19 protein-coding genes are annotated in these 14,934 nt (G+C 63.0%); 11 read left to right on the plus strand and 8 right to left on the minus strand.

Annotation, left to right across the window (positions count from 1 at the left end; genetic code table 11):
• Positions 1 to 293: 293 nt before the first annotated feature.
• Both LPJGGPFB_RS12390 and LPJGGPFB_RS12395 read right to left on the minus strand, forming a co-directional pair.
• Complete coding sequence (locus tag LPJGGPFB_RS12390; RefSeq protein WP_173420179.1) at positions 294 to 845, minus strand: Kazal-type serine protease inhibitor family protein; 552 nt, start codon at positions 843 to 845, stop codon at positions 294 to 296.
• A gap of 287 nt (positions 846 to 1,132) precedes the next feature.
• Complete coding sequence (locus LPJGGPFB_RS12395) at positions 1,133 to 2,947, minus strand: methyl-accepting chemotaxis protein (RefSeq protein ID WP_173420180.1); 1,815 nt, start codon at positions 2,945 to 2,947, stop codon at positions 1,133 to 1,135.
• Positions 2,948 to 3,159: 212 nt separating this feature from the next.
• Here LPJGGPFB_RS12395 and LPJGGPFB_RS12400 point away from each other — a divergent pair, with 212 nt between their 5' ends.
• Together LPJGGPFB_RS12400 and LPJGGPFB_RS12405 are read left to right on the plus strand one after the other, a co-directional pair.
• Positions 3,160 to 3,546, plus strand: a complete 387-nt coding sequence (locus LPJGGPFB_RS12400) for an acyl-CoA thioesterase (RefSeq protein WP_077503744.1) — start codon at positions 3,160 to 3,162, stop codon at positions 3,544 to 3,546.
• A gap of 77 nt (positions 3,547 to 3,623) precedes the next feature.
• Positions 3,624 to 4,157, plus strand: a complete 534-nt coding sequence (locus LPJGGPFB_RS12405) for a hypothetical protein (RefSeq protein ID WP_210264476.1) — start codon at positions 3,624 to 3,626, stop codon at positions 4,155 to 4,157.
• A gap of 6 nt (positions 4,158 to 4,163) precedes the next feature.
• Here LPJGGPFB_RS12405 and LPJGGPFB_RS12410 read toward each other — a convergent pair whose 3' ends face one another.
• Both LPJGGPFB_RS12410 and LPJGGPFB_RS12415 read right to left on the minus strand, forming a co-directional pair.
• Positions 4,164 to 4,799 carry an NrsF family protein gene (locus LPJGGPFB_RS12410; RefSeq protein ID WP_173420182.1) on the minus strand — a complete coding sequence of 212 codons (636 nt, stop codon included), beginning with the start codon at positions 4,797 to 4,799 and terminating at the stop codon, positions 4,164 to 4,166.
• A complete protein-coding gene (locus tag LPJGGPFB_RS12415) occupies positions 4,786 to 5,352 on the minus strand; it encodes a sigma-70 family RNA polymerase sigma factor (protein WP_173420183.1) in 567 nt (188 codons plus the stop codon). Before LPJGGPFB_RS12415 ends, LPJGGPFB_RS12410 begins: the two co-directional genes overlap by 14 nt.
• 226 nt (positions 5,353 to 5,578) lie before the next feature.
• Between LPJGGPFB_RS12415 and LPJGGPFB_RS12420 the strand changes: the two genes are divergently transcribed.
• From LPJGGPFB_RS12420 to LPJGGPFB_RS12440, 5 genes are all read left to right on the plus strand, one after another.
• A complete protein-coding gene (locus LPJGGPFB_RS12420; RefSeq protein ID WP_173420184.1) occupies positions 5,579 to 5,848 on the plus strand; it encodes a BufA1 family periplasmic bufferin-type metallophore in 270 nt (89 codons plus the stop codon).
• Between the two features lie 57 nt (positions 5,849 to 5,905).
• Positions 5,906 to 6,190 carry a BufA1 family periplasmic bufferin-type metallophore gene (locus tag LPJGGPFB_RS12425; RefSeq protein WP_173420185.1) on the plus strand — a complete coding sequence of 95 codons (285 nt, stop codon included), beginning with the start codon at positions 5,906 to 5,908 and terminating at the stop codon, positions 6,188 to 6,190.
• Positions 6,191 to 6,268: 78 nt separating this feature from the next.
• Positions 6,269 to 7,123 (plus strand): MNIO family bufferin maturase, encoded by an 855-nt coding sequence (gene bufB / locus LPJGGPFB_RS12430; protein ID WP_173420186.1) that lies wholly within the window; start codon positions 6,269 to 6,271, stop codon positions 7,121 to 7,123.
• A gap of 11 nt (positions 7,124 to 7,134) precedes the next feature.
• Positions 7,135 to 7,890, plus strand: coding sequence for an HvfC/BufC N-terminal domain-containing protein (locus LPJGGPFB_RS12435; RefSeq protein WP_173420187.1), 756 nt, complete (start codon positions 7,135 to 7,137; stop codon positions 7,888 to 7,890).
• Between the two features lie 14 nt (positions 7,891 to 7,904).
• Entirely contained in the window at positions 7,905 to 8,396 is a 492-nt protein-coding gene (locus LPJGGPFB_RS12440) for a DoxX family protein (RefSeq protein ID WP_173420188.1), read from the plus strand.
• Positions 8,397 to 8,416: 20 nt separating this feature from the next.
• Here the strand turns inward: LPJGGPFB_RS12440 and LPJGGPFB_RS12445 are convergent, their stop codons facing one another.
• Together LPJGGPFB_RS12445 and LPJGGPFB_RS12450 are read right to left on the minus strand one after the other, a co-directional pair.
• Entirely contained in the window at positions 8,417 to 9,229 is an 813-nt protein-coding gene (locus tag LPJGGPFB_RS12445) for an AraC family transcriptional regulator (protein ID WP_173420189.1), read from the minus strand.
• A gap of 18 nt (positions 9,230 to 9,247) precedes the next feature.
• Positions 9,248 to 9,682 (minus strand): hypothetical protein, encoded by a 435-nt coding sequence (locus LPJGGPFB_RS12450; protein WP_173420190.1) that lies wholly within the window; start codon positions 9,680 to 9,682, stop codon positions 9,248 to 9,250.
• Between the two features lie 355 nt (positions 9,683 to 10,037).
• On the opposite strand from LPJGGPFB_RS12450, the gene LPJGGPFB_RS12455 reads away from it, so the two are divergent.
• The 3 genes from LPJGGPFB_RS12455 (at position 10,038) to LPJGGPFB_RS12465 (ending at position 12,743) form a co-directional block, all read left to right on the plus strand.
• Entirely contained in the window at positions 10,038 to 10,991 is a 954-nt protein-coding gene (locus LPJGGPFB_RS12455) for an aliphatic sulfonate ABC transporter substrate-binding protein (protein WP_173420191.1), read from the plus strand.
• 101 nt (positions 10,992 to 11,092) lie between these two features.
• Positions 11,093 to 11,875, plus strand: a complete 783-nt coding sequence (locus LPJGGPFB_RS12460) for an ABC transporter permease subunit (protein ID WP_173420192.1) — start codon at positions 11,093 to 11,095, stop codon at positions 11,873 to 11,875.
• A gap of 40 nt (positions 11,876 to 11,915) precedes the next feature.
• Positions 11,916 to 12,743 (plus strand): ATP-binding cassette domain-containing protein, encoded by an 828-nt coding sequence (locus tag LPJGGPFB_RS12465; protein ID WP_173420193.1) that lies wholly within the window; start codon positions 11,916 to 11,918, stop codon positions 12,741 to 12,743.
• A 36-nt stretch (positions 12,744 to 12,779) separates the two neighbouring features.
• Here LPJGGPFB_RS12465 and LPJGGPFB_RS12470 read toward each other — a convergent pair whose 3' ends face one another.
• Positions 12,780 to 13,133 carry a DMT family protein gene (locus tag LPJGGPFB_RS12470; protein ID WP_077503757.1) on the minus strand — a complete coding sequence of 118 codons (354 nt, stop codon included), beginning with the start codon at positions 13,131 to 13,133 and terminating at the stop codon, positions 12,780 to 12,782.
• A 762-nt stretch (positions 13,134 to 13,895) separates the two neighbouring features.
• Between LPJGGPFB_RS12470 and LPJGGPFB_RS12475 the strand changes: the two genes are divergently transcribed.
• A complete protein-coding gene (locus tag LPJGGPFB_RS12475) occupies positions 13,896 to 14,339 on the plus strand; it encodes a TIGR02594 family protein (RefSeq protein WP_173420194.1) in 444 nt (147 codons plus the stop codon).
• 24 nt (positions 14,340 to 14,363) lie between these two features.
• Here LPJGGPFB_RS12475 and LPJGGPFB_RS12480 read toward each other — a convergent pair whose 3' ends face one another.
• Positions 14,364 to 14,927 (minus strand): GNAT family N-acetyltransferase, encoded by a 564-nt coding sequence (locus LPJGGPFB_RS12480; protein ID WP_173420195.1) that lies wholly within the window; start codon positions 14,925 to 14,927, stop codon positions 14,364 to 14,366.
• Between the last annotated feature and the right edge of the window lie 7 nt (positions 14,928 to 14,934).

Below are 14,934 nucleotides of genomic sequence, written 5' to 3' on the forward strand. Positions count from 1 at the left end.
AGCCGGGCACACCGCCGAAAAAGGCCGATTTGCGATGCATTTTATGCAAACACAGTAAATGAAGCCTTGCGTGCGGCTCCCAACATCCGGCAGGTCCGGTGGCGAAACCTTTCCGGTCTCATGGCCACAAAGGCCTGTGTACCCACGGCCCGCGGACCTCAAAATTGAAGAATGAAATATGCTGCACCTCGCCGCAATTCACGCCAGGGAGACAACCAAAAGCGCACTGGCGCAAAAAGGCCCGCGTCGATTGCTCTGCGCGGGCCTTTAGCGATCCTGAGGTTTACGCGTGTTTAGCGGCACTCACCGGGGTGCACGACCCGGAAGCCGGCGCCACCAGCTTCGCAGGAGTTCGGGAAGGTCTGAATCCGGTTGCCGCGCTGGCCGCAGACCGGCGCATATTCGCGGGTGCAGAACTGGCCCTGCGGCGGACGGTCGTCGTCGCGGCGGCACTCGCCGGGCGCAACCACGCGGAAGCCGTCGGCACGCGCCATGCAGGCGTTCGAGAACGTCTGCTGCTGGCGGCCGCGCTGGCCGCACACAGGCGCATATTCCCGCGTGCAGACCTGCGGCTCGCGCTCGGGCGGACGGTTGTCCGGGCGGCACTCTCCGCGGTGGATCACGTTGAAGCCGTCAGCCCGCGCCTGGCACGAATTCGAGAAGGTGCGCGTGCGATTGCCACGCTCGCCGCAAACCGGGGCATATTCCATCGTGCACATCGGCGGGCGGATCGGCCCCGGGCCGGGCCGCGGCTCATCGACCACGACGGTACAGGCTGACAGAAATCCGAATGCCAGAAGAATAGCCGCCCCCGGCCGGGTGAAAAGGAGTCTAAGAAGCGCCATGAATATCCCCTGGAGAGTACCGGTAGCCGCCGACCCGGCGACATGCCGCATCATTCCGCTCCCCGTCCAACCGTATCTAACCCCGCACAAGTTTTGGTCAAGCCCGCTTCGTCCCCGACACACAACCGATTGAACAGGGCTCGATGGCTCAACGTGCGCGCGCAGTTCGAGCCTTCAGCACCGCATCCACGCTTCCGATCCCATGGCACGCCCCGGCGAACGCCCGAGACGGCAAAGGGCCCGCGTGCTTTCGCAGGCAGGCCCTTCATCAATCGTCGGATACCGTTTCAGGCAGCACGGCCGTAGGCGGCCTGCCGAGACGTTTCCTGCAGGCGGAACTTGGTCAAGAGCATCTTCAATTCGCGGCTCTCGGCTGCAAGCGTCTGGCTTGCAGCCGTCGTCTCCTCCACCATCGCCGCGTTCTGCTGGGTCATCTGGTCCATGCTGTTGACGGCGGTATTGACCTCGGCAAGGCCCGTCGCCTGTTCGCGGGCCGCCGTTGCAATCGAGGCAACCTGCTCGTTGACGCGGTTGACCAGCGCTTCGATCTCGGTCAGCGCATCGCCGGTCGAGCGCACCAGCTCGACGCCGGCGCCGACTTCGCGCACCGATGTGCCAATCAGTTCCTTGATCTCCTTGGCGGCGCCGGCAGAACGCTGTGCCAGTTCGCGCACCTCCTGCGCCACCACCGCAAAGCCACGGCCGGCTTCGCCTGCCCGTGCTGCTTCGACGCCGGCGTTCAGCGCCAGAAGGTTGGTCTGGAAGGCAATCTCGTCGATCACGCCGATGATCTGGCTGATCCGGCTCGAAGACGTCTCGATCCGGCCCATGGCGTCGATCGCGTTGCGCACGATGCCGCCGGATTTCGCCGCACTCGCCTTGGTCTCATCGACCATGTTGCGCGCTTCGTTGGCCCGGTCGGAGGAATGGCGCACGGTCGAGGTGATCTCGTCGAGGGCCGCTGCCGTCTCTTCGAGTGCTGCCGCCTGTTGCTCGGTGCGGCGCGACAGGTTGTTGGCCGCTTCCGAAATGTCGCCGGCGCTGGCGGTGACGATCTCGGTCGAATGCGAGATCGAGCCGATGACGTCGCGAAGGGCGGCAACCGCAGTGTTGAAGTCCTGCCTCAACTTTCCATATTCCGGGGCGATGTGGCCGATCTCAGCCGTCAGGTCACCGCTTGCCAGCAGCTCGAGCGCTGCCCCCACCGTTTCCATCGCGTCGGCCTGCGCATCGGCGGTTGCCCGCTGGCGCTGTTCGTTGCCGCGACGCTCCGATTCCAGCCTGTCCTGCTGCTCGGCTTCGCGTGAACGCAGTTCCAGCCGCTCATGCACCGAATCGCGCAAGACCACGAGAACCTTGGCCATCTGGCCGATCTCGTCGCCACGGTCGGTTTCCGGCACGTCCGAGGAGAGATCCTCGTCGGCAATCGATCGCATCGATGCCTTCAGCTTCTCGACCGGCCTGACCACGCTGCGCACGATCGCCAATGCTGCCATCAGGATCGCAAGGGCTGCGGCAAGAAGGATGCCGGCCACCTGCCAGGCGCGTTCGCGGAACATCGCCGTAAGATCGTCGGAATAGACGCCGGTGCCCACCACCCAGCCCCAGGGCTTGAATCCGGCGACATGGGAATATTTCAGCACAGGCTCTTCTGCGCCCGGCTTCGGCCAGTAGTAATCGACGAAACCCTGCCCGTCCTTTTCGACCGTCTTGACGAACTCGACGAACAGATGCTTGCCGTTCGGGTCCTTGTTGGCGGTAAGGTCGCTGCCATCCATCGCCGGCTTGATCGGATGCATGATCATCGTCGGATGCATGTCGTTGATCCAGAAATAGCCGCTGCCCTGGTAGCGCATCGCCTTGACCGCTTCGAGCGCACGCTTCTGCGCGTCCTCGCGCGACAGCGTGCCGGCCACTTCCTGCTTGTGATAGGCGTCGAACACTGCAACGGCATTTTCGTTCATGGCCGACAGCATCGCCTTGCGTTCGCCGACGAGTTTGTCCTGCGCCTGAAACAGGCCAAACGTCAGCGCCGCCGCCATGGTCAAAAGTGCGAATGCGACGAGCGCATAGAGCCGCACCGAAATCCTGAATCTCTTCATCCCCAGTCCCCTGCCTCCAGTAGAAGCGTGCAGGATAGGGGTGGCTCTTTGCAAAGCCCCTAACAAACGATCCCTAAATTTCACAGACCTCCATTAACATCTTCGCAAGAAGTGAAGTTCGTGATCGTCCACCTCGCGCGATTTGTCTGACGGCGCACTTCCCTGAAGAAGCAACCATGCGCTACATCTCCTAGGACACGAGGGAGACAGGGATGACTGCAGACACCAGACCGACCGGCGAACTGACCTTGCGCACACTGGCCATGCCCGCCGACGCCAATGCCGCCGGCGACATCTTCGGCGGCTGGGTGATGGCGCAGATGGACCTTTCCTGCGGCATTCGCGCCGCCGAGCGGGCCCGCGGCCGCGTGGTGACAGCGGCAGTCAAGGAAATGGCCTTCGCGCTTCCCGTCAAGATCGGCGACACGCTCTGCATCTACACCGACGTCGTCAAGGTCGGACGCACCTCGATGACGCTCAAGGTCGAGGCCTGGGCGCAGCGTTATCTCTCGCACCTGATGGAGAAGGTGACCGACGCCATCTTCGTCATGGTCGCGCTCGACGAGAACGGCAAGCCAAAGGTGGTACCGGCGGAATAGACGGAAGAGGAGGAACGACCGTGGACCCGACCCAGCCTGATCCGGCGATCTTTTCGCATATCCGGGTCGTCATGGGCATGGTCGTCAGCCTCAGCCTCGCTCGGCTCTTAAGCGGGCTTGCGCTCTTCGTACAGCACCCGGGAAAGACCCGGGTTTACTGGATCCATCTCGGCTGGGTCCTGTTCATGTTCGTCTTCCTCGTGCATTTCTGGTGGTGGGAATTCCACCTCCACGCCCTGCCCGTTCTCGACGTCACCGTCTACCTCTTCGTCATCCTCTATTGCTGCGTCTTCTTCTTTCTTTGCGTGCTCCTGTTTCCGACCACGCTCGACGATTACAGCGACTACGAGCACTACTTCATGTCGCGGCGAAAGTGGTTCTTCGGCTTTCTGGCGCTGGCCTTCGCCGTCGACCTCGTCGACACGGCGCTGAAGGGCAAGGCCTATTTCGCCTCCTACGGGCTCGAATACCCGATGCGCAACGTCACCTACATCGTGTTGTGCATGATCGCCGCCTGGACGCCGAACCGACGCTTCCATGCGGCCTTCCTCATCGGCGCGGTGGCCTACCAGCTGGTCTGGATGTACCGAGCCTTCGATCTCCTGGATTGAGAGCGACTACCAGCGCAGCCAGCGCCGCCCGACGAAATAGCCGGCTGCGGTTACGAGCAAGACAGCGATCGAGTACCAGACCGAAAGAAACAGCGGACTGTCATCAGGGCAGTGAAACGCATAGAGCAAGGCGGCAATGGCGCCGGCGGCAAGGCCCGCCGACGCACCTGCAAGACCGGGGTTGTCGGGCGCGCCATTCCTCAGGACGATCAGGAAGCCGGCGAGCGGCGCCAGCGACAGCACCGGAATGAAGAACAGGCAGAAGCCGGCATTCCTGCCGATCAAACTCGCCGTCCAAGCCTGCGATGGCAGCACCAGGAGCTCGGAAACAACCGCAATTGCGAGAAGAAGGCCAGGGACGGCAAGTTGAAATCCACGTGCCTTGAGTGATCGCCCGGGCTGTCCGACAAGGAAGACGAGACGGCACGCGACAATGGCGAGAACCAGCGTGAAGCCGATCTTGAACAGGACGCGCGCCGTCTCGATAGCTGTTGCCAGGTTGGGGCGGACACCGACCGTCGACAGGAGAACCAGAGCGGACACGACGCCCCCTGCGACGAGGGCAAGCGCCAGCATACGGCCAAGCCGCATGCCCACGGGCGCGTCCTCTGCGAGCAGGCTGATCAGGTCATTCGTCTTCACGTGTCTCACTCCGATAGAGGGCTGCCAACGACTTCAACGCCCTGTGCAGCGCCACGCGCACCGCCCCTTCACTCATCTTCAGCCGATCGGCCGTCTCGCGCACACCTGCACCTTCAAGCGAAATAGAGCGGACGATATCACGCTGCGGGTCCTTCAGGCGCTCCAGCATGTTGACCGCATCCATCCGGCCCAGCCCATCACCCTGCTCTTCCGCCTCCAATGTCGCAATCACATCTTCGATCGGTACATTCACGTGACGACCCCGGCGCCGCAGGCTGTCGATCAGCTTGTTGCGCACGATCGCCGACAGCCATGGACCGATCGGGCGATCCGGATCCCACGTTGCGCGCTTGAGGTGGACGGCCAGCAGCACCTCCTGCACCACATCCTCCGCCTCGCTCGCAGGCGCCCCGAACTGATCGCAGCGCCGGCGCGCCATGGCGCGCAGATGCGGGGTCACCGACGAGAGAAGGCGATGGTAGGCCTGCGTATCGCCCTTCATGGCGCTGCGCATCCACTCTGCCCATTCCTGCTCACGCGTCGAAGCATTCACCCGACATCATCCTCTACGAACCGGCACACGTTTTTGTTACCGAGCGCAGAAGAAATATTTCTGAATCGCCGGAAAGCCTTGGTTCGCCTGCGTTTTCCCTTGCAATCGGAAAGACTGCAAGCGCACGGCGCGAAAAAAATCGAAAAGCGCGATGTAACGAACGGCACCCCGCCTCCGTAGCCCAAGTGTCAGCCAATCACGGCCGACCACCAACGGAGACAGTTCCATGAAAAACAGCATCGCTACTCTGGCGCTCGCAGGTTCGCTCGCTTCGGCCCTTGCCACTATAGCTGCGCCGGCCGCCTTCGCCGCCGAAAACAACGAAAAGTGCTACGGCGTTGCAATGAAGGGCCAGAACGATTGCGCGGCCGGCAAGCATGATTGCGCCGGCAAGTCGACGATGGATTTCGACAAGGGCTCCTTCAAGCTGGTGCCGGCTGGAACCTGCACCTCGATGAAGACCCCTGACGGCCACGGCATGCTGATGCCGGCCTGATCACACGATCCGGTCGACAGCAAGCCTCCCTCAACAGATTCAGGACTGAACAGCATCATGAACAAGATATCCGCAAGCGTCTTTGCCGCCTCAGTCGCAACCGCGCTGTCTCTCGTCGCAAGCGTCCCGGCCTCGGCCGCCGATGCGACAAAGGAGAAGTGCTACGGCGTGGCCCTCAAGGGCCAGAATGATTGCGCCGCGGGACCCGGCACGACCTGCGCCGGGACCTCCAAGATCGATCACCAGCAGAACGCCTGGAAGCTCGTTCCCGCCGGCACATGCGAAGCGATGAAGACGCCGAATGGCCATGGCTCGCTGACGCAGGGCCCGGCGCCAGCCTAGGCCCCCGGATCGCCGATATCCGACAAGACGGCGGCGCAGGTGCTGCGCCGCCGTCCCGCAACCAGAGGAGCAATCCGAATGAAATTCTCCGATCTTCCGCGCCGTGCCGGTGTCGGCTTCAAGCCCGAGCACTTCCCCGCCATCAATGCGGAACCCCAGCCGATCGGCTTTTTTGAGGTGCATGCCGAAAACTACATGGGCGCCGGCGGCCCGCCGCACGCACAACTCGGCAAGCTGCGTCAAGACTACGCGCTCTCCATCCATGGCGTCGGGTTGTCGATCGGCTCGGTTCAGCCGCTCGACAGGGAGCATCTCTCACGCCTGAAGATCGTCTGCGATCGCTACGAGCCGGAGAGCTTCTCTGAGCATCTCGCCTGGTCGACACACGATAGGGTCTTCCTCAACGACCTGCTGCCGCTGCCCTATACCGACCAGACCCTGGCGTCGGTCGCCGACCACATTGACCAGGTGCAGGAAACGCTGAAACGTCAGATGCTGCTCGAAAATCCGGCCACCTATCTGCTCTTTGCCGAAAGCACGCTGGAAGAAACAGAGTTCCTCACGGAAGTTGTTAGGCGCACCGGCTGTGGGCTGCTGCTTGATATCAACAATGTCTTCGTCGCCTCGACCAACCACCATATGCACCCAGGCGATTACCTCGCTCGTTTCCCGGTGGAAGCCGTCAGCGAAATCCATCTGAGCGGCCACTCCGAAACGGTCGACGATGCGGGTGCGCCGCTGTTGATCGATAGCCACGATACGCCGGTCAAGGATCCGGTATGGGCCCTCTATGCCGCCTTGATCGCACGCATCGGGCCGGTCGCGACCCTGATCGAATGGGACAACGACGTGCCCGCCTGGTCGGTTCTCAGCGCCGAAGCGCAGGCCGCCGACGAGATTCTCAAAAACACAAACAAGCGTCGCGCCGCCTGAAGGAGATCTCCATGTCCCTTTGCACCCAGACGCGGTTTGCGGCGGCCTTGGCCGACCCGGCCGTTGCCGTTCCGCCGGGGCTGACCGCCTGGAACGGGCTGCAGCCGCAGCGTCGCTTCGCCGTCTATCGCAACAATGTCGTGGTGGGTCTGACAGGGGCGATCGCCTCACGCTTCCCTGCCGCCCAGACGATCGTCGGGGAAGCATTCTTCTCGGCGATGGCCGCCGAGTTCATCCGCGTCCACCCGCCGCGCTCGCCATTACTGCTGTCCTACGGCGACGACTTCGCCGATTTCGTCGAGCGGTTCGAACCGGCGAACGACATTGCCTACCTGCCCGATGTTATTCGGCTGGAGGCGGCGCGCGGCAAGGCCTATCACGCCGCCGACGTCGCACCGCTCGACGCCGCGAAGCTTGCAGCCCTGCCGCCGGAGCGGCTCGCCGACCTTGTCTTCGTCCCGCATCCTTCGCTGAGCATCCTGAGGTCGCCGCACCCTCTCGTCACCATCTGGGCGATGAATGCGGGCGAAGCCGAATTGCGTTCCATCGAGGATTGGACGGCCGAAGACGCAATGGTGGCCCGGCCGCACATGACGGTCGAGGTCCGGCGCATGCCGCCTGGCGGCGCGGTCTTCCTCCAGGCATTGGCAAGCGGAGAACGCCTTGCTACCGCCGTCGAGCATGCGATCGAGAATGCTTCCGCATTCGACCTTTCGGCCAACCTCGCTGGCGCCTTGCAAACCGGCGCGTTCATTGCTTTCCACTGACAGGAGTGAGGACCATGCAGAACGAAATGACCATGACACCGGACACCCAGCAGGGCATCGTCGGCAAAATCTGTTCCGTGCGAGACCTGCTCGACCGCGTGCCGCACGATGTCGTCGCGCTGATTGCGCGCCTGTCGATCGCCGCCGTCTTCTGGCGATCGGGCCAGACCAAGGTCGATGGCTGGCAGGTGACCGACAGTGCCGTCTATCTCTTCGAGAACGAATACCGGCTGCCGCTGGTCGATCCGTGGCTTGCCGCCCATGCGGCGGCGTTCGCCGAACACCTGTTCCCGCTGTTGCTGGTGATCGGTTTCGCCAGCCGGATGTCAGCGCTGGCGCTTTTCGGCATGACTGCGGTGATCGAGATCTTCGTCTACCCCGATGCCTGGCCGACACACGGGACCTGGGCGGTCTGCCTGCTCGTCATCATCGCCGGCGGCCCCGGCCGCGCTTCGATCGATCATCTCATCGCCCGTCATTTCAGGGCTTGCCGTGCGGCTCGCTGAACGGCGGCAGGCTGCGACGGTCAATCCGTCGGCGCGCCACGCTGCGGCTGGCGCTCGGCGAGAAATCGGCCCGGCGGTTTGCCCGTCATCTTCTTGAACATGACCGCAAAGGCGCTGGCGCTTTCATAGCCGAGTTCATGGGCGACAGACTGCAGCGATAGACCGTGGGCGAGCAGTTGCACGCCGGTGACGACATGCATCTGCCGCCGCCAATGGCCGATGCTCATTCCTGTTTCCTGCGGGAACAGCCGTCGCAGATTGCGCTCGCTCATCCCGATATGACCGGCCCATTCGGCAAGGGTGCGGCGGTCGGCAGGATCGGCCAGCATGCCATCCGTCATCAGCCGCAGGCGTGTGTCGGCGGGGCGCGGCAAGTGAACCTCATCAATAGGGGAATGCGCGAGCTCATCGAGAAGCAGTCGGACGAAACATCCGTCAATGCCCTCCTCGTCGTAAAGCGCGGGCAACGTCACCGCGCGCATGAGAAGTGCTGCCAGAAGCGGCGACACGGCCAGACTGCAGCAGACATCAGGCAATCGGTCGATCGCGTCCGGCTCGACGAACAGCGCGACTCCGGTCATCTCTCCTGCGCAGCGCGACCTGTGCAGCAGGCCACCGGGGATCCAGATCGCACCATGAGGCGGGATGACCCAGACACCCTGTTCCGTCTCGCAGGTAATGAGACCACTGTCGTTGTAGAACACCTGCGCCCGCCGATGGCGGTGCCAGGGCATTTCGCCGCCTTCGGTCAATAGCGTGAAACCGGCGGCCGCGATCGGCCGGGCGCTGTCGTCCGGCTCGAAGTCCTGCGTTGGCAAGGCGGTGATCAGCATGGCACCCCGGTGAAATTTTCAGACCATGGATTGAGCGGCGCCCTGCTCCGGATCCGCTTCGGGCGCGCTCGGCAGCACGGTGCGGATCATGGCGCTCGCTTCGTCCCTGGAAGCGGCAACGAACATCGGATACCCCCAGAACTTCTCGTAGACCAGTGCGAAAGCCCGGGCCGCGATCCGCTTGGAGGTATTCGGCTCGATGTAGATCATCGCCCGCACCAGAGCCGTGATCGGCGTCTTGTTCCGCTTCATCCAGAGGGAGATCTTCTTCCTGTCTGCCACAGCATGAGCGTCCTTGTCGCCCTCGACATCACCGCCTTCACCGAGAAAGACGAAGGGCGCGCCGCGCGCAAGCAGGCCTGTATAGACATCCAGGACCTCGTCTATGGTCTGGCCTGTGCCATGAGTGAAATCCATCCAAACTTCGGGAAACGCGGTGGCATCAACGTACATGATCAGCTCCTTGCCTCTTCGGGAACGTCCCGGCTTCTGTCTTCCGGCATGGAAGTAGCACCGGCGCCTCTCAGGCGTCATTGTCGCGCCCGGCCAGAAGAATGCGAGAACCGGCCAGAAAACGGGAAGCCCCAGATCGGCCTTCAGCGCCGGCAAGCCTTCGCCCTGCAAATGCCGAACCGCAGCCACCGGATGACGATTATTCCCGCACCGCCGGGCTCAGCCGCAAAAGCGTTTCGCAAAGCACGCCGACAACAAAACAAACAAACTCCATAAATTTTATGATCTTCTTTTACACTGATCCCAGTTCACAAGGACGGCGCCCATGGCCCTCCAGAAAACAGGAGCGGGACAGATGTTCAAACTGACCAGACGGCTTTTCGGCACCGGCCTCTTCACTGCCGCGGTGCTCGCCTCCTTCGGCGTCATGGCCGAAGACCTGAAGGAATTCCGTATCGGCTTCCAGAAGACAGGCCTGCCGGTCGTCGCCCAGCAGCAAAAGGTCATCGAAAAGGCGCTGGAGCCGAAAGGCGTTGCAGTATCCTGGGTGGAATTCACCGCCGGACCGCCGCTGGTCGAAGCCTTGAACGTCGGCTCCATCGATGCCGGCTGGACCGGTGACGCGCCGCCGATCTTCGGCCAGGCGGCCGGCTCGGCGATCGTCTATGCCGCGGCCCTGCCTTCGAACGGCAAGGGCGAGGCGATCTTCGTCAAGCCGGATTCGCCGATCCAGTCGCTGGCGGACCTCAAGGGCAAGAAGATCGGTGTCGGCAAGGGCACCAGCGCCCACAATCTCGTCGTCGCGGCATTGGAAAAAGCCGGCATCGGCTTTGGTGACGTCACGCCCGTCTACCTGAGCCCCGCCGATGCGGCAGCCGCCTTCGCCAGCGACAAGATCGATGCCTGGGCCGTCTGGGATCCGTTCTTCGCCATTGCCGAAACACGCTACAAGCCGCGCATCCTGACGACCTCGGCGGAAACCCTCAAGGTCAACACCTACTTCCTCGCCAATCGCGACTTTGCCGCCAGCCATGCCGAGACCATCACGTCGGCAATCGGCGCGCTCAAGGATGCCGCGGTCTGGGCCGATGGTAACCGCGACAAGGTCGCAGCCGCACTCCACGAGGTGACCGGTGTGCCGCTCGAAGCCCAGACGATCGCCGCCAACCGCACGGTCTTTTCGATCGGCCCGATCACCGACGACATCGTCGCCGGCCAGCAGCAGACGGCCGACCGCTTCTTCAAGCTCGGGCTGATCCCCAAGCAGATCACCATTTCCGATGCGGTCTGGACCGCACCGGGCAACTGATCCCTCTGCCTCCCAAGGCGAAAACCGGCCGGCGTCGGGACGAAAGTTTCGGCGCCGGCGCCGCGAAGACTTGAGGCTGCGAGCGAACAAGGACCTGAGCCATGGCGAAGACCGCAACGAACACACTTGCGCGAAATCTCGCAGGCTGGCTCCTGCCCGCCGTCCTGATCCTCGCCTGGGAAGCCGCCTCCCGCACCGGTCTGATTTCGGAAAGCGTGATCGCGCCACCCTCCGCAGTGCTTGCAGCCTTCATCCGCCTGCTGGCATCAGGCGAACTTGCCGAAAACATCGGCGTCAGCACTTTGCGGGCGCTCTCGGGCTTTGCCATCGGCGGCTCGATCGGTTTTGCCTTCGGGCTTGCCAACGGCCTGTCACGGTTGAGCCGGGATCTGACCGACACCACACTGCAGATGGTGCGCAACATTCCGCATCTGGCGCTGATCCCGCTGGTCATTCTCTGGTTCGGTATCGACGAGGAAGCCAAGCTGTTCCTCGTGGCACTCGGCGTCTTCTTCCCGATCTACGTCAATACGCTGCTCGGTATCCAGGGTGTCGACCCCCAACTCCTGGAGATGGGCCGGATCTACGGCATGTCGAAGCGCCAGCTCTTCTTGCGCGTCATCCTGCCCGGTGCGCTGCCGGCCATCTTCGTCGGCCTTCGTTATGCGCTCGGCATCATGTGGCTGACGCTGATCGTCGCCGAGACGATCGCGGCCTCCTCCGGCCTTGGCTACATGGCGATGCAGGCGCGCGAATTCCTGCTGATCGATGTCGTCATCCTGTCGATCTTGATCTACGCGCTGCTCGGCAAGCTCGCCGACAGCTTCGCCAGGCTGCTCGAGCGTCTGACGCTGCAATGGCACCCGGCCTTCCAGCCGGCCTGATCCGGCGCAGGCCCGGAAAAGAGAAGAGAGGAACGATCCGATGTCCGTCATCGCCCTTCACCCGAAACACGAGCAAGAGCGTGACCGCGTCGATGCGCCAGAGACCGGCCGCGTCGCCCCCTTGCCACAGCTTTCGCCCGCCCCGCCTCTCGCCTTCTCGCTCAAGGGCATCGGCAAGCGCTTCGGCGACAAGACCGTGCTCGACGGCATCGACCTCGACGTGCCCGAAGGGCAGTTCGTTGCGGTCATCGGCAAGAGCGGCTGCGGCAAGAGTACGTTGTTGCGCATCCTGGCCGGGCTCGACAAACCAACGAGCGGCACCTTGACCATCCCCGTCGGCAGCGCGCCCGATCGTCGAAGCCGCATCATGTTCCAGGAGCCGCGGCTGCTTCCCTGGGCGCGGATCGGCCGCAACGTCGAGGTCGGGCTGACAGGCATCGCCAAGGGCGAAGTCGCCCGCGATCTGTCGTTGAAGATCCTTGACGAAGTCGGGCTTGCCGACCGCGCAGAGGAGTGGCCGTCGGTGCTGTCGGGAGGGCAGAAGCAACGGGTGGCGCTTGCTCGGGCGCTCGTCGCTCACCCGTTCATCCTGGCGCTCGACGAACCGCTTGGCGCGCTCGACGCCCTGACGCGCATCGAGATGCAGCAACTGCTGGAGCGCATCTGGCAGCAACAGAACTTTACCGCGGTGCTCGTGACGCACGATGTTGCCGAGGCCGTGGCACTTGCCGACCGTGTCGTGGTTGTCGATGAGGGCCGCATCGCGCTCGATCTACCGATCCCGCTCGCCCGCCCCCGCCGCCACGGCAGCGCCGAAACCGCCAGGCTCGAAGGGCAGATCCTGGACCGATTGTTCGGCCGGGGATAGGGTGTCGACTGCACGCACTGCCGGCACTCTCGCCGATCAGCCCTTGAAGATGAACGAGGCGCCGATGGCGATCAGGGAGAAGCCGACGAGGTGATTCCAGCCGATCGACTCCTTCAGCCAGAACACGGAGAACGCCGCGAACACCAGGAGGGTGATCACCTCCTGCATCGTCTTCAGCTGCGCCGCCGAATAGACCTCGTGGCCGATGCGGTTGGCAGGTACGGCCAGGCAATACTCGAAGAAGGCAATGCCCCAGCTTGCGGCGATCGCCATGTAAAGTGGCGATGAGGTGTATTTCAGGTGCCCGTACCAGGCAAACGTCATGAAGACGTTGGAAATCAGCAGCAGCAGGATCGGCCAGAGATAAGCCGGGTTGATGGCGAACGACATGAGGACCCTCGAAGGCGCGAATCGGTCCGGCAGAATGGTCCTGCTGGCCTCCTTCTGACAAGCTCCGACATCGTGTTTGCAACAGCCCACGCCGCATCGACCCGGCCAATGTGCTGAGAGCTTTTTCATAGATCCGGCTTTTGGCGACGTTCGCACGCGAAGGCAGCCACAACAGAACGATTGCGGCGCCTCACTCCGTCGCAACCTGCCACGCCCCATCCAACTGGCTGCCTCTGAGCCCCCCAGGCTCGGGCGGAGGATGTCAATTCCGCCCACTTGCATCGCAATTCCCGCTTGATCGCGGTGGGCCGCCGCTGAAATTGCCGCCTCAATTAAGGCAGCAAGTGCCGCTCAACGGCGAGCGAACCGTCTGACGAACACCGCTTAAACACAAAAACAACGCGTATTAGTCGTAAATGTTGACGATATCTAACCCAAACGAGTTAGATTACGCACGAAAATTCTCTCTTTTTGCCCTTTGCCACAATTTTGCACCAGACAGTGCGCAAAAGTCCGCGCACCGTCCGACGGGACAGGCAGGGGAATACCACACTCCGACGGCAATCGCCGTGAAGTTGGCACCGCGTTTCATCGCGGTTCGCCGGCGCGCTGATGCTGCGTTCAAGGTGCAACGCGCAGGCGCTTGCCGCCGATATCCCCCGAAACAGTGATCGATGCAGATGAAAACCGGGGGCAGTGTTCGGCGATCGCCAGGCACATCCGGGATGCACGCACCAAACAACTTGGCAAGGAGACCTGACCATGAAGGTCCTGGCGTTTCTCGCGGCTGCCTATGTCGCGCTTCTGACACCGGATGTGGCCACGGCGGGCATGTTGGCCCAGGCCCAGCAATATAACGGCATGCACGAAGTCAAGAACAACAGGCGGCTACGCACCGCACTCGGCATCAACCCGGCCCGCACCCCCTGGTGCGGCCACTTCATGGGCCTGATTGCCCGGAAGTCGGGCCGAACGCCACCGCAAAGTTTCGGCATTGCCCGCTCATGGCTGCGCTTCGGCGCGCCGGTCAAGCTCTCCTATGCCCGCCCCGGCGATGTTATCGTCGTGCGCACCGGGCGCAGCTATCATGTCGGCATCCTCTCCGCCCTGTCGAAATCGACCGCGCAGGTGATGGGCGGCAATCAGTCCGGTCGCGTCAGGGTCTCGCAATTCAACCGCGGCCAGGTCGTTGCCGTCAGGCGTTAGCCGGCGGAGAAAACAGCTTCGCGATTACCGAACCGGGGGCTCGTTGTCGCCGTCGGGCTGTCCGTCGTCGAGCGTCAGGCGCATTGCGCAGCGCCGCTCCGCCGGCAAGCCGCAGGCAACCTCCTTCGCAAGGGTCTGCGTAAGCCTTGCATCGGCATCGAGCGCATCGGCTTCAAGCGTCACGAACCCGAGCTTTCGGTAGAAGCGCTCGTTCCATGCGAGTTCGCGGAAGGTGGTCAGCGTTACCGCGCCAAGCGATCGTTCGTGCGCATGGGCGACGGCGGCTGCGATCAAGGCACGCCCGAGCCCAAGGCCTTGTCGATCATGCAACACCGCGAGTTGCCAGATATGCAGGGCGTCGTCGATGATCTCAGAGCAGAGAAAGCCGAGCGGACGATCGCCATCATCGACCGCGACCCAGGAGAGACCGGCGCGAACGAAATCGAGATGTGCGTCAACGGATTGCACATCGTCGTCGGCAATCCAGGCCAGCTCGGAAACAGTGCGAAATGCCTCTCCCGACGATCGCTCGATATCGGGCAGTGCGGGTGCGTCGTCTTGGCGGGTCAGTCGAATCAGGGCGTTCATGGCGGCA

It is taken from the genome of Ensifer adhaerens (assembly GCF_013283195.1).
Lineage (GTDB): Bacteria > Pseudomonadota > Alphaproteobacteria > Rhizobiales > Rhizobiaceae > Ensifer > Ensifer adhaerens_G.

Coding starts and splice junctions, on each gene's coding strand:
- LPJGGPFB_RS12405 (WP_210264476.1), top strand. CDS start 3,624: ATGGTCGTCAGCCTCAGCCTCGCTCGGCTCTTAAGCGGGCTTGCGCTC.
- LPJGGPFB_RS12420 (WP_173420184.1), top strand. CDS start 5,579: ATGAAAAACAGCATCGCTACTCTGGCGCTCGCAGGTTCGCTCGCTTCG.
- LPJGGPFB_RS12480 (WP_173420195.1), bottom strand. CDS start 14,927: ATGAACGCCCTGATTCGACTGACCCGCCAAGACGACGCACCCGCACTG.
- LPJGGPFB_RS12435 (WP_173420187.1), top strand. CDS start 7,135: ATGTCCCTTTGCACCCAGACGCGGTTTGCGGCGGCCTTGGCCGACCCG.
- LPJGGPFB_RS12445 (WP_173420189.1), bottom strand. CDS start 9,229: ATGCTGATCACCGCCTTGCCAACGCAGGACTTCGAGCCGGACGACAGC.
- LPJGGPFB_RS12425 (WP_173420185.1), top strand. CDS start 5,906: ATGAACAAGATATCCGCAAGCGTCTTTGCCGCCTCAGTCGCAACCGCG.
- LPJGGPFB_RS12400 (WP_077503744.1), top strand. CDS start 3,160: ATGACTGCAGACACCAGACCGACCGGCGAACTGACCTTGCGCACACTG.
- LPJGGPFB_RS12465 (WP_173420193.1), top strand. CDS start 11,916: ATGTCCGTCATCGCCCTTCACCCGAAACACGAGCAAGAGCGTGACCGC.
- LPJGGPFB_RS12470 (WP_077503757.1), bottom strand. CDS start 13,133: ATGTCGTTCGCCATCAACCCGGCTTATCTCTGGCCGATCCTGCTGCTG.
- LPJGGPFB_RS12475 (WP_173420194.1), top strand. CDS start 13,896: ATGAAGGTCCTGGCGTTTCTCGCGGCTGCCTATGTCGCGCTTCTGACA.
- bufB (WP_173420186.1), top strand. CDS start 6,269: ATGAAATTCTCCGATCTTCCGCGCCGTGCCGGTGTCGGCTTCAAGCCC.
- LPJGGPFB_RS12390 (WP_173420179.1), bottom strand. CDS start 845: ATGGCGCTTCTTAGACTCCTTTTCACCCGGCCGGGGGCGGCTATTCTT.
- LPJGGPFB_RS12450 (WP_173420190.1), bottom strand. CDS start 9,682: ATGTACGTTGATGCCACCGCGTTTCCCGAAGTTTGGATGGATTTCACT.
- LPJGGPFB_RS12460 (WP_173420192.1), top strand. CDS start 11,093: ATGGCGAAGACCGCAACGAACACACTTGCGCGAAATCTCGCAGGCTGG.
- LPJGGPFB_RS12455 (WP_173420191.1), top strand. CDS start 10,038: ATGTTCAAACTGACCAGACGGCTTTTCGGCACCGGCCTCTTCACTGCC.
- LPJGGPFB_RS12440 (WP_173420188.1), top strand. CDS start 7,905: ATGCAGAACGAAATGACCATGACACCGGACACCCAGCAGGGCATCGTC.
- LPJGGPFB_RS12395 (WP_173420180.1), bottom strand. CDS start 2,947: ATGAAGAGATTCAGGATTTCGGTGCGGCTCTATGCGCTCGTCGCATTC.